The organism is Paraburkholderia sp. GAS206C (genome assembly GCF_050435645.1).
GTDB lineage: Bacteria > Pseudomonadota > Gammaproteobacteria > Burkholderiales > Burkholderiaceae > Paraburkholderia > Paraburkholderia phenazinium_B.
Window position 1 is genome coordinate 460673 of sequence record NZ_JBNDKR010000008.1, and the last position, 12723, is coordinate 473395.

The 12723-nt window shown below is 62.7% G+C and carries 12 protein-coding genes; 2 read left to right on the top strand and 10 right to left on the bottom strand.

All coding sequences use genetic code 11. The features are described 5' to 3' along the window. Nucleotides 1-47: 47 nt before the first annotated feature. Nucleotides 48-974, bottom strand: a complete 927-nt coding sequence (epsC, locus tag P3T20_RS24205; RefSeq protein ID WP_074267646.1) for a serine O-acetyltransferase EpsC — start codon at nt 972-974, stop codon at nt 48-50. A gap of 105 nt (nt 975-1079) precedes the next feature. After that, complete coding sequence (locus P3T20_RS24210) at nt 1080-1313, bottom strand: hypothetical protein (RefSeq protein WP_074267645.1); 234 nt, start codon at nt 1311-1313, stop codon at nt 1080-1082. A 278-nt stretch (nt 1314-1591) separates the two neighbouring features. On the opposite strand from P3T20_RS24210, the gene P3T20_RS24215 reads away from it, so the two are divergent. Both P3T20_RS24215 and P3T20_RS24220 read left to right on the top strand, forming a co-directional pair. Further along, nucleotides 1592-2041 (top strand): DUF3005 domain-containing protein, encoded by a 450-nt coding sequence (locus P3T20_RS24215; RefSeq protein ID WP_429288098.1) that lies wholly within the window; start codon nt 1592-1594, stop codon nt 2039-2041. 253 nt (nt 2042-2294) lie between these two features. Further along, the gene (locus P3T20_RS24220; protein WP_429288099.1) at nt 2295-2900 is read left to right on the top strand and encodes a short chain dehydrogenase; all 606 of its coding nucleotides are present in this window, start codon (nt 2295-2297) and stop codon (nt 2898-2900) included. 101 nt (nt 2901-3001) lie between these two features. Here the strand turns inward: P3T20_RS24220 and araD are convergent, their stop codons facing one another. The 8 genes from araD to P3T20_RS24260 all read right to left on the bottom strand — a co-directional run bounded on the left by araD (nt 3002) and on the right by P3T20_RS24260 (nt 12721). Further along, nucleotides 3002-4738 (bottom strand): L-arabinonate dehydratase, encoded by a 1737-nt coding sequence (araD, locus tag P3T20_RS24225; protein WP_429288100.1) that lies wholly within the window; start codon nt 4736-4738, stop codon nt 3002-3004. A 101-nt stretch (nt 4739-4839) separates the two neighbouring features. Then, nucleotides 4840-5799, bottom strand: a complete 960-nt coding sequence (locus tag P3T20_RS24230) for an ABC transporter permease (protein WP_429288101.1) — start codon at nt 5797-5799, stop codon at nt 4840-4842. Beyond that, nucleotides 5799-6677: an ABC transporter permease gene (locus P3T20_RS24235; RefSeq protein WP_074267640.1), complete on the bottom strand. Its 879-nt coding sequence runs from the start codon at nt 6675-6677 to the stop codon at nt 5799-5801. Before P3T20_RS24235 ends, P3T20_RS24230 begins: the two co-directional genes overlap by 1 nt. Beyond that, the gene (locus P3T20_RS24240; protein ID WP_429288102.1) at nt 6674-7753 is read right to left on the bottom strand and encodes an ABC transporter ATP-binding protein; all 1080 of its coding nucleotides are present in this window, start codon (nt 7751-7753) and stop codon (nt 6674-6676) included. Before P3T20_RS24240 ends, P3T20_RS24235 begins: the two co-directional genes overlap by 4 nt. Before the next feature lie 54 nt (nt 7754-7807). Beyond that, a complete protein-coding gene (locus P3T20_RS24245; RefSeq protein WP_074267638.1) occupies nt 7808-8986 on the bottom strand; it encodes an extracellular solute-binding protein in 1179 nt (392 codons plus the stop codon). A gap of 167 nt (nt 8987-9153) precedes the next feature. Continuing rightward, nucleotides 9154-10086, bottom strand: coding sequence for an SMP-30/gluconolactonase/LRE family protein (locus P3T20_RS24250; protein WP_429288103.1), 933 nt, complete (start codon nt 10084-10086; stop codon nt 9154-9156). A 100-nt stretch (nt 10087-10186) separates the two neighbouring features. Next, nucleotides 10187-11767, bottom strand: a complete 1581-nt coding sequence (locus P3T20_RS24255) for an aldehyde dehydrogenase (NADP(+)) (RefSeq protein ID WP_429288104.1) — start codon at nt 11765-11767, stop codon at nt 10187-10189. A 12-nt stretch (nt 11768-11779) separates the two neighbouring features. Beyond that, a complete protein-coding gene (locus tag P3T20_RS24260; RefSeq protein ID WP_429288105.1) occupies nt 11780-12721 on the bottom strand; it encodes a dihydrodipicolinate synthase family protein in 942 nt (313 codons plus the stop codon). Between the last annotated feature and the right edge of the window lie 2 nt (nt 12722-12723).

The following is a 12723-nucleotide window of genomic DNA, read 5'->3' on the forward strand; positions in this document are numbered from 1 at the left end:
GACCGCCAGTCACGGCGAACTCCTCCGGGCGTGGAAGAGCGTCGGCATCAACGCCCCCCGTCGTCCTTGCGATCGCCTTCGCGGATCTTGCCCTGCGAGACGCTGCTGCCCGGCGGCACGCTATGCGTCAACCAGACATTGCCGCCGATCACCGAGCCTCGCCCAATCGTCACACGTCCGAGAATCGTCGCGCCGGCGTAGATCACGACGTCATCTTCAACGACCGGATGGCGGGCATTGCCCTTGACCAGCGTGCCATCCACATCCGCCGCGAAGCTTTTCGCGCCGAGCGTCACGGCTTGATACACCCGCACGCGCTCGCCGATCACAGCGGTCTCGCCAATTACCACACCCGTGCCATGGTCAATGAAAAAACTCGGCCCGATCTGCGCGCCAGGGTGGATATCAATGCCAGTGGCCGAATGTGCGATCTCGTTGATAAAGCGTGCCAGCAGCGGCACACCGAGCCGGTGCAGTGCGTGCGCGAGGCGGTGGTGCGTCATCGCCCACACGCCCGGATAGCAGAGCAGAATTTCGGTAATGTGCTGCGCAGCGGGGTCGCCCGTGAATGCGGCCTGAATGTCGCTGACCAGCAGCGCGCGGATACCAGGCAACTGCGTGCCGAATTCACGCGCCACCTCGAACGCGCGCTCGCCCAGCTCCGTCTCCGGTGTCTCGGCGTGTTCCGGCAGGAATCGCAAGGCGCGGCGAATCTGTTCGGCGAGCAGCCGCAAGGTGCTTTCGAGCGTGTGCCCAACGTAGTAGTCGACGGTCTCGTCAGTCAGGTCGGGCGCGCCATAGTGGGTCGGAAAGAGCGCGGCGCGCAGGCCCGTGACGATACTGCCCACTGCCTCGCGTGAGGGCAGGTCGCGAATGCCGAGCGGGTGGCGGGTGCGGTGCAACTGCTCGCGCGACTCGCGCAGGTCTGCGACGATCTGCTCGAGGCCCCAGTTATGGGAAGGACGGTTTGACATGGTGAGGACGGCGCCCGTGCGGCGAGCACGGTTCAGAGTGAATTGTCCCCAGAGATTACCGCGTTTTGCCGCCGCTCGCGCGGCGCTGCATCCAGGCCAGCAGCGTCATATGGTGACGCTGCTGGCGTCGATCCAGCGCACCGCCCAGTCTCGCGCATGCGCGATCGCGGCGGCTTCATCGGTAAAGCGGAAATCGGTAGGGAAGAAACGGTTGGCCACCAGTTCGCCGTCGCTCGAACGGGAGATCACCACGTAAGGTTGCCAGGTTCCATCTCCTGCGCGCGCCGGCTCGCAATTCAGCAAGTAGCCGCGATGTGTGAATGCAGCATCGAAGTGCATGTGTCACCGCCCCTGATTGCCTCGTATATAGTTGGCTCAAGCAGCGCCGTCTCTCTCTGGTCACGCTGAAACGGCTCGGTAAAAACCGTCGATTTAATAACCGCGCTGACTCGTCGGATTAAGATCATACTCTGTAGAAAATACGCGCTGGTCAAAAAAAAATCAAAAGAATGTCATACGCCCGCCCTGGTGCAAGCTGAACCGTGCAGCGCTACTCAGGGAAGACCCGGAACAACTTTTGCTGCACTCACCTATGTTGTCTTCAAGGAGAAAGCATAATGAACAGCAATGTCACAGACACCACCCGTAAGCCCGGCACCGGCGGTCCGAGCAGCACAGAGTTGCACAACGACCGCACTCACGACAGCACCGTCGACACCGACGGCAAGAATCTCGAAGCCGCGCGTCTCGCGGGCCATAGCCCGATTGGACCGGACGAAGTCACAACCACCAACGCCACGCTGGTGAACAGTGTGCCGGAAGCAGGCGACGGTCTTGGCGGCTTCGACAGCCGCGTTGGCGGCAATCGCCTACTGCTCGCGTTAGAGCCGGGCTATACGGTGATCGACAAGGGCATGGTCGGGCCGCAGTCCGCCTACGATGAAGATCATCAGTTCGACGATCCGCGGCCGGTGGGGAGCCGTCAGGACCGTGGGCGCATTCATTACGCGCTGAACCATATGCGGCCTACGCGCGTCATCGAGTTGCAGCGCAGGACCAAGGACTGACCTTGCACCGCATGAGCTCACGAGACTCATGCGGCGCAGCGTTTACTTTCTTCCTGTTTCGCCCGGATCGGAGGGAATCCGCGTAGCGCGTACCGTTTGAATGACGACGTGGCGCTACGCGTCGCTGCATCGACACGCCGCTTCGCAAGACGATTCGAAACTGCAGGTTTAAGCACTTGCAAGCCGCACCCTCTTACTCCCGCTCCCTATCCCGTCGACAATCGAACCCACATTTAACATTCAGGGGTGGCAGATGAAAAAGATCGTCGTGATTGGCGCTACCGGCACACTCGGCCAGGCAGTGAGCGCCGAATTGAAGGCCCGCCATGAAGTAATCGAAGTGGGTGCGACGCGCGGCCAATATCGCGTCGACAGCACCGATCCTGCGAGCATCGAAACGCTGTTCCGCGAAATCGACAAGGTGGATGGCGTCGTCACCACCACAGGCAAGGTGCATTTCGGCCCGCTGCCGGAGATGACGATCGAACAGTTCTGGGTCGGCTTACGCGACAAGCTGATGGGACAGATCAACGTGGTGCTCGCGGCGCAGCAGTACGTCAACGACGGCGGCTCGTTTACGCTGACCAGCGGCATCCTCGCCGAGGAGCCGATCCGGGAAGGCGCGAACGCGACCACCGTTAATCTCGCGCTGGAAGGTTTTGTGCGCGGCGCGGCGATCGAATTGCCGCGCGGTATCCGCATCAACCTGGTGAGCCCGACGGTGCTGACCGAATCGATGGGAGGCTACGCGCCGTATTTCCGCGGCTTCGAACCGGTGACGGCCCAGCGCGCTGCGCAGGGGTATCTGCGCAGCGTAGAAGGCGCGCAGACGGGACGCGTGTATCGGATCGGGTCTTGACGATGCATTGATGCGCAATGACGTATTAGATGCCTGCGGCGCCAGGCAACCAACGGCGGCGGGACGCGACCAAAAACGTCCCCCCGCCCCGAGCAAAACACTCAGTGAATTTCCGGCTCGCTGCCCGCCTCAGCCGCACCGTCGCGCTGCAGGAAGTCGAAGTCGCAACCCTTGTTGGCCTGCATCACGTGTACCTGATGCATCGCACCGTAACCGCGCGTAAAGCGCGGCGCCGGTTCGACCCACGCGGCCTTGCGGCGCGCCAGTTCCTCGTCCGATACCAGCACATTGAGTTTGCGTTGCGGCACGTCGAGTTCGATCATGTCGCCGTCCTGCACCAGCGCGAACGGTCCGCCGATAAACGATTCCGGCGCCACATGCAGCACGCACGCACCGTAGCTCGTACCGCTCATGCGCGCATCGGAGATGCGCAGCATGTCGCGCACGCCCTGTTGCAGCAGCTTCTTCGGAATCGGCAACTGGCCCCACTCCGGCATGCCCGGTGCGCCCACCGGACCCGCATGCTGCAGCACGATCACGCAGGTCTCGTCGATATCGAGCGCGTCATCGTCGATGCGCGCCGCCATATCGTTGTAGTCCTTGAACACCACTGCGCGGCCGGTATGCACGTGCAGCTTCGGGTCGGCCGCACCCGGCTTGATGACGGCTCCGTCCGGCGCAATATTGCCGCGCAATACGGCGAGACCATTGTTCGGCAACAGCGGCGCAGCGCGGCGGCGGATCACGTCGTCGTTGAAGATCTTCGCGCCTTCGAGGTTCTCGCCGATCGTGCGGCCGTTCACGGTCTTCTGCGAGCGGTCGATCAAGTCGCCGAGCTCGGCCAGCATCGCCTGCAGGCCACCCGCATAGTAGAAGTCTTCCATCAAGTACGAACCGGTCGGACGGACGTTCGCCAGCACCGGCGTCTGCCGCGAGATATCGTCGTAGCGGTTCAGCGTCAGGTCGATGCCGGCGCGGCGTGCCAGCGCAATCATATGCACGATCGCATTGGTCGAACCGGAGAGCGCCAGACACGTGGTCACGGCGTTATCGATCGAACCCGCCGTGATGATGTCCGACGGCTTCAGGTCTTCCCACACCATCTCGACAATCCGCATGCCGGTTTTCGCCGACAACTGCGCGTGGCGCGAATCCGGCGCAGGCGTCGAGGCGAAGCCCGGCAGCGTGAAGCCCAGCGCTTCCGCTGCGCTCGTCATGGTCGAGGCCGTGCCCATCGTCATACAGTGGCCCGGCGAGCGCGCGATGCCGCCTTCCACGCCCTGCCAGTCCTGCTCGGTGATCTTGCCCGCGCGCAGGTCGGCCCAGTACTTCCAGGTGTCCGAACCGGAGCCGAGCGTCACGCCGTTCCAGTTGCCGTTCAGCATCGGACCGGCCGGCAGGAAGATGGTCGGCAGATCCATGGAGATCGCGCCCATCAGCAAGGCCGGCGTGGTCTTGTCGCAGCCGCCCATCAGCACCACGCCGTCTGCGGGATACGAACGCAGCGTCTCTTCCGCTTCCATCGCAAGGAAGTTGCGGTAGAGCATCGTGGTGGGCTTCTGGAACGGCTCGGAGAGCGTCTGCACCGGCAGCTCGATCGGGAAGCCACCCGCCTGCCAGATGCCCCGTTTGACTTCTTCCACACGCTGCTTGAAGTGCGTGTGGCACGGGTTCATCTCGCTCCACGTGTTGAGGATCGCGATCACCGGCTTGCCTGCATATTCCTCGCGGCTATAGCCCATCTGCGAGGTGCGCGAACGGTGGCCGAACGAGCGCAGGTCATTTACGCCATACCAGCGATGGCTGCGCAATTCTTCAGGGGTCTTTCTCTTGGTCACAACACTCTCCAACGACGTCTTGACTACAAAGCTCGTTAATAAAACACGCTGAGCACGCCTGCCCGAACCGCCGCGTTACCTCGCGCGGCAGTTCGTTTCGCTCAGCGCTTCTGTTCCTTCACACGTGAGACGATCTGCGTCGGGCTCACGAATTGCAGCGCGATCAACACCCATACCAGCGTGATCGCCATATAGATCATCGCCATCGCATCGATCGATTGCGGTGCTCGCACCCCGGTCGAAAACACCGCGTAGTACAGCGCGACCACCAGTGTCTGCGTGCCGGGACCGGCCGTGAAAAAGGTCAGTTCGAACATACCGATGGTGCGCACCAGCACGAGCAACCCCGCGGCCAGCATGCCGGGCACCAGCAGCGGCAGCAGCACGTAACGGAAATAGCGAAACGTATTCGCGCCGAAGATCCGCGCAGCCGCTTCGAGATTCGGGTCGATCTGCTCGATGAACGGCGTCATCACCAGAATCACGAACGGCAGCGCCGGCACGAGATTCGCGAGAATCACACCGGGCAATGTGCCGGCGAGGCCGACCTTGTACATCACCGTTGCCATTGGAATGCCGTAAGTGACCGGCGGCACCATCAATGGCAGCAGAAACACCAGCACTGCGAAGCGTTTGCCGGGGAACTGCACGCGTGCCAACGCATAGGCGGCCGGCACACCGAGCAGTACCGACAGGATCACCACGGCGCCAACCACTTCCACCGTGACCCACAGCACGCTCGCCAACTGGAAGTCGCTCCATGCCTGCGCGTACCAATGCAGCGTGAAGCCTTGCGGAAGCAGCGTGCCGAACCAGCGCGTGCCCACCGAGTTGACAGCCACCGTCGCGATCAGCAGCAGGACGTTGAGGAGGAAAAACACCATCGCGCCCCACACCAGCACTTTCCAGATCCGCTCGGCAAGCGGCGTGCGCTGTTTGACGGCTTTGCCCGGCTGCACGCCGCGATTGCGGCCCGCGCTATCGTCTTCGGTCTGGCCGGCCTGGGTTTGCGGCTTGGCGGAGGTGGGCCACGCTTGCGTAGCGTGATGATCGGTTGTCATCAGCCCTTCCCTCCTGTCACCGGGCCGCTATAGAAGAAGCGGCGCGCACCCAGCATCCCGGCGACCACCAGCAACTGCACGAAGCCCATCACCATCGCGATGGCCGACGCCAGCGAGTAGTCGTAGTTTTCGAACGCAGCTTCGGCGGCAGCAATCGACATCACCCGTGTCGGTCCCGCCGGCGCGCCGAGCAGCACCGCTGAGGGGAACACCGAAAACGCCTGCACGAACGAGAGGCAAGCGGCCATCGTCAAACCGGGCACCAGCAGCGGCAGGTAAATGCGCAGAAACTGCTGCCACGGGCTCGCGCCGAGCGTGGCGGCGGCGCTGGCAAGCGTCGGATCGATCCCCGTCACGTACGACAGCGTCAGCAGAAACGCAAACGGAAAGCCCGACACGATCAGCGAAATCAGGACACCCCAATAATTGTGCGTGAGCCGTACTTCGTTGGTGTACAGATGCAGGCCTTGCAGCGCCTGAGGAAACCAGCCGTTCGGCCCGAAATACGTGAGCATGCCGTCCGCAATCAACACCGTGCCGAGCGTGACCGGAATCACTAACAGCGTCGTGACTAGCTTCTGATACGGCGAATTGCGGCGCAACGCGAAGGCTACTGGAATCGACACGCCCACGTTGATCAGCGTTGCAGGCACCGCGAGTTTCAATGTGACCAGGATGGTCGGCCACATCGACGTATCGGTGAAGAACGCGACGTAGTTCGCCCACAGGCCACCGCCGTTCATCGGCTGGAACGACAGCACCAGGCCGTAGGCGAACGGGTAGATAAACAGCGCAACGATAAAGATCAGCGCAGGCGCAACCAGCCAGCCCTTGGGATCGTGCGCAGCGACCGGCGGTGACAGCGTGCCGGCGTTCATAGCGCGTCGCCGTCGTAGACGAGCGTGCGTGAAGGCGGCACGCGCAACGTAATGCGCTCGCCCTCAGCGAAGTCGCCCGCCACGCGCGCCCACAGATCGCCGAATGCCGACTTCACACGAATCAGCGAATCGCGGCCGCCGTATTCGACGGTCGTTACCTCGACGTCAAACGCGTTCTCGGCGCCGGGCGTGCTGCGTTCCAGATCTTCAGGACGCATGGCCACATTCACCCGCTTGCTGTTGAAGCCGTGCATCGGCATACCCAATAGACGGACACCGTTCGCGTTCACCGCGACCGCTTCTCCCTGCGTGCCTTCGAGCGTGAACTCCATCACGTTGCGATAACCCATAAAACGCGCGACGTGCAGGTTCTTCGGCCGCCCATACACTTCCTTCGGCGTCGCTACCTGCTGCACAACGCCTTCCTTCATCACGACGATGCGGTCTGCCATCGAAAGCGCTTCGTCCTGATCATGCGTCACGTAGATCGTCGCGCGCTCGAGCTGACTATGGATGCGGCGAATCTCCGCGCGCATCTCGATGCGCAACTTCGTATCGAGATTCGACAAAGGTTCATCCATCAGCACGAGTGGCGGCTCGATCACAATGGCCCGCGCGATTGCTACGCGCTGTTGCTGGCCGCCGGACAACTGACCCGGCAGCTTGCCTTCATGCCCGACCAGTTGAACGAGCTGCAAGGCTTCGCGCGCGCGGCGCACCGCCTCGCTTCTCGCGACGCCGCGCATCTTCAGTCCAAAGCCGACGTTGTCGAGTACGCTCATGTGTGGAAACAGCGCGTAGTTCTGAAACACCATGCCGAAGCCGCGCTTTTCCGGCGGCAGGACGTCGATACGGGTGTCGTCGAGCCAGATGCCGCCGCCGGTGAGCGGTTGCAAGCCGGCGATGCAATTGAGCGCGGTCGACTTGCCGCACCCGGACGGCCCCAGCAACGCAATGAACTCGCCGCGCTGGATGTTCAGATCGAGGCCCTGCAACGCAGCCACAGGATGCCCTTCAGCATTCGTAAAACTGCGGCTCACCGAATCGAGACGCAACTGCTCAAAATGAGGCTTCATGGCGCTTACTCCCGTCCCATGCAAAGCGGAGGCGGGCCGTAGCCCGCGCTCCGGCTATTGGCTTTTCTGCGCGCCGATATCACGGTCCCACTTCTGGAACGCGGCGACCATCGCAGCAGCGTCCAGCGGCAGAACGTGCGGATGAGCCGCCAGCATTTGCGTATATTCCGGCCGGCCGTATTTCTTCAGGACTTCCTGGCTATGCGCCGGTGCCTGATCGACGGTCACGCCCTTGATAGCCGGTCCCGGGTAGAAGTAGCCATCGTCATAGGTCAACGCCTGCTGCGCCGGTTCCAGCATGAAGTTCATCAACTTGTAGAGCACGTCGAGCTTCTCTTTCGGTACGCCCTTCGGAATCACCATGTAGTGCGCGTCGTCGACCCACGTCATGTTGTCGAAGTTCTGCACACGGAACTCCGCCGGTACGATCCCAAGCGCACGCGGGTTGATGTCCCAGCCGGTCACCGTCACCGTCATGTCGCGAGTGCCTTCGCCGAGTTCCTTCATCACCGCCGATGTGCCGCCAGGGTAATACGGAATGCAGTCGTTCAGCTGCTTGAGGAATGCCCAGGTCTTGTCCCAGCCGTGCACCGGATCGCGCGGGTCCTTGTCGCCAAGCACATACGGCAGCCCCATCAGGAACGTGCGGCCCGGGCCGGAGTTAGCCGGACGGGCGTAGATCAGCTTGTTCGGATGCGCCTTGCACCATTGCAGCAACTGATCGGGAGTCTTCGGCGGATCGGTGACCTTGGCCGGGTTGTATTCGAGCAGCGGTCCAGCCGGCATGTACGCCACTTCCAGCCCAAAGCCCTGCGCCAGGTCCTGCATCTTGCGTGGACCAGGCGCGTATTTGTCGAGCACGCCCGGGAAGGTGGCGGCCTGCTCCGGCAGCAGCTTGGTCCACAGGCTCTGTTCGATGCCTGCAGCGAGTGCGTCCGTGCCGGTCAGCACCAGATCGATATCGGAGCGGCCAGCCGCCTGCATCGCCTTGATCTTGCCGGGCAATTGCGGCGCCGGAGCGTTCGTATAGGTGATGTTCGCCACGAGGTTCGGGTACTTCGCCTTGAACGCCTCAAAGCCCTTTTGCGTCAACTGAAGATCGCCCGCTACATCGACGATATTGAGCGTGACGGGGTCTGCATAGGCCGGCGACGCGAAGGTCGCGCCCAACGCTGTTCCCACTGCCACGCAGATACTCGCTAACCTGACTGACAAGCTGCCAGAAAAAGTCATTACGTCTCCTCGCTTCTTGGTATGGAAGTCCGCCGGTCGGATTGCGGTGCCCGCGGTACGTGTCTCTCAATGCAACATAGCCAGCGCCCATTCATCACGTCAAGCAAATCGCAGGCTAAAGCGCGGGCAAGACGCCGTAGCCTGTTTCAGCAAAATCCTTTTGATGCTTAACCGCCCTTCACACCCTGCGTGTTCACGTACAGCGAATACAAACCGTGGCTCGCCGCCATGAACAGGCGATTGCGATGCACGCCGCCAAAGCAGACGTTCGCGCAACGCTCGGGCAATGCAATATGGCCGATCGCCTCGCCTTGCGGCGTGAAGATGCGCACACCATCGAGTTCGTCGGTGCCCATACCCCAGCCGCACCACAGGTTGCCGTGAATATCCACGCGGAAACCGTCCGGCGTGCCCGGGCCCGCATCGATGAGCACGCGGTTGTTCGAAAGCGTGTTGCCGCTGACGTCGAACGCGCGGATCTTGCGCGACTCACTACGCGACTCGACCACGTACAGAATCTTTTCATCCGGCGAGAAAGCGAGCCCGTTCGGGCCAAGCACATCGTCGATCACCATCGTCACTTCGCCGCTCTGCCCGTCCACGCGGTACACGCAGGCCGGCAATTCAGATTCCTGGTGCTCGCCTTCGTAAAACCCGTCGATGCCGAAGGTGGGATCCGTAAACCAGATCGAGCCGTCCGACTTGACAACCACATCGTTAGGCGAATTGAGGCGCTTGCCGTTGTAACGATCCGCCAGCACGGTGATCGAACCGTCGTACTCGGTACGCGTGACGCGGCGTGTCAGATGCTCGCAACCGATGAGCCGCCCTTCACGATCGCGCGTGTGACCGTTGGCGTTGTTCGACGGCTGGCGAAACGGCGTCACCGTACCGCTGTGTTCATCCCAACGCAGAATGCGGTTGTTCGGGATGTCGCTCCACAGCAGATAACGCCCGTCGCCAAACCATACCGGACCTTCCGACCAGCGCGCGCCCTGGTACAGGCATTCGACCGAAGCCGACGCAAGACGCAAGGCTTTGAAACGCGGATCGAGAATACGGACGGCGGGGTCGGGATAGCGTCGGTTTGTCTCGGTCATGCAATGTCCTTTGGATGCTTCGTTTGGTGCCTCTTGCGACGCCCCTATGGCGCTTCTTCGCACGGCGCCTTGTTCGGCGCCCGTGCGAAGCGATCGGCGCTTATCCCTGCACAAGCTTGCCGTCGCGCAGGCGCCAGAGCTTGAGCGGATTATCGTCGTGCAACGCTTCGGGCAACAGTTCGGCCGGCAGGTCCTGATAGCAGACCGGGCGCAAGAAGCGCTCGATTGCGGTCGCACCCACTGAAGTCGCACGCCCGTCGGACGTAGCCGGGAACGGGCCGCCGTGAACCATCGCATGTGAAACTTCGACGCCCGTCGGAAAACCGTTCGCCAGAATCCGGCCTACCTTGCGCTCGAGTGTCGGCAACAGACGCCGCGCCAGTGCGTAATCGTCGGCTTCGAGTTGCAGGGTCGCCGTCAGCTGGCCTTCGAGATGGCCGGCCACCTTGAGCATTTCGTCGATGTCCGCACAGGTGACGATCAACGAGGTCGGCCCAAAGATTTCGTCTTCGAGTTGTGCTGTCGCGAGAAATTTCGCCGCCGTGGTTTCGAACAGGACCGGGATGGCGGCGCAAGTCGCTTCCGATGGCGTGCCCTGCGCCACGCTTTGTACGCCGCTCTGCTCCGCGCGTTGCTTGACGCTGTCCTTATAGGTAGCGGCGATGCCGGCGGTCAGCATCGTCTGCTCGCTTTTCTTGGCGAGCGCCTGCGCGGTAGCGTCGATAAAGCCGCGTGTATGCGGCCCTTCGAGCACCAGCACGAGGCCCGGATTCGTACAGAACTGGCCCACTCCAAGCGTGACCGAATCGACCAGCGCATTCGCCAGCGCTTCGGCGCGCTTCGCCAGCGCACCGGGGAACACGAAGAACGGATTGACGCTGCTCATCTCAGCGAACACGGGAATCGGCTCGCGACGCTTCGAGGCGATGTCGACCAGCGCCAGGCCGCCGCGCCGCGAACCGGTAAAGCCCACCGACTTGATGGCCGGATGCTTGACCAGCGCCTCGCCGATTTCATTGCCCGCGCCGATGACGAGCGAGAACACGCCTTCCGGCAGACCGCTATCGGCCACGGCTTTCTGGATGGCCCGTCCGACCAGTTCGGAGGTGCCGAGGTGGGCCGGATGCGCCTTGACGACTACCGGGCAACCGGCGGCCAGCGCGGAGGCGGTATCGCCACCCGCCACGGAAAATGCGAGCGGGAAGTTGCTCGCGCCGAACACTGCAACCGGCCCGACCGGAATCTTCTGCAGACGCAAATCCGAGCGCGGCAACGGCTTACGCTCCGGCAGCGCGGAGTCGAGCGTAGCGGTTAGCCAGCGGCCTTCGCGCACGAGCGTTGCAAACAGCTTGAGCTGCCCGACCGTGCGTGCGCGCTCGCCTTCGAGGCGCGCTTTGGGCAGCGCCGATTCAACGTGAGCGCGCTCGATCAGCGCGTCGCCGAGCGCGACGATATTCTCGCCGATCGCTTCCAGAAAACGTGCGCGCGTCTCGAGCGGCGCATGACGGTAAGCGTCGAACGCCTGGGCCGCCAACTCGCATGCGCGGTCGACATCCGCTGCGCCGCCGGCGCCGAACGCGGGTTCGATCTCCGCGTTACGCGCCGGATCGAACGCGCGCAATGTGCCTTTGGTCCCGCGTACTGCGGAACCACCCAAAAGCATGTCCCCTGTGATCTGCATCTTGCAATTCCCTTAACGTGCCGCGGAGGTTTCCGCAAATTGGCGTTCGAAAGCGAGCAGCGCCTGTGTCGCGCTGTCGATACTCGCATGATGCCCCACTGGGCTCGAACTCAACAGCGGCAGCATCGGTCCCATGTCCGCGATTTTCGAGAAAGTCACGGCGTCGTGCAGCACGCGGATCAGCGAAATATCGTCGCGCAAGGTTTCGAGCGGCATGAAAGCGTCATAAAGGCGTTGGGCCTCGTCCATCTGGCCGGCCTTGATGGCACGCAGCAACGCCATGACGGCATGCGAGGCGATGCAGCCGGAGCCGGTGGTCCATGCGGCGAGACCGAATTCACGCAGATGCACCAGCGCCGGACGCTCGCCCATGCCGGACACCAGTTTAGCGGCTGGCACGCTTTCGAGCAGACGGCGCAGATACACGTCGTCGGCCGGGTTCTCACGCACGATGGCGTACTTGACCGCGATCAGCGTGCCGCTGTCGACGAGGCGCGCGAGCGTGTCGACGTCCACGTAGTTTTCGCTTTTGACGTAGAGCGTGAGCGGGATTCCCGCGGCGTCGACGATCCGCTTGAGACCGGTTTCGACGCCTTCGGAAGTGGTAAAGCCGGCGAGCGGCAGGACCATCGCCGTGCGATACGAGGTCTGCGCGAGGATGCGGGCCTGGTCGAGCATCTTGCCGTAGTCGGCGCCGATGGCCGGAATCACCCGGGTGTCCGGACCCGCGCTTTCCGCGAGCATGTCGAGCAGTTCGCGGTATTCGCTCACGGCCACGTGATACAGGTTGGCGTTGCCGCCATACAGCAAGGTGCGCACGCCGCCGGCTTCGATGTGCCGGATCAGCTTCTGGTTTTCGGCGGCGTCGAGCGAATAATCGGCGCGGCGGGCCAGCGGCGGCACGGCCATCACGGTGGCGGCAAACTCGCTATCGAGGATGGGGGAGATTTTCATGG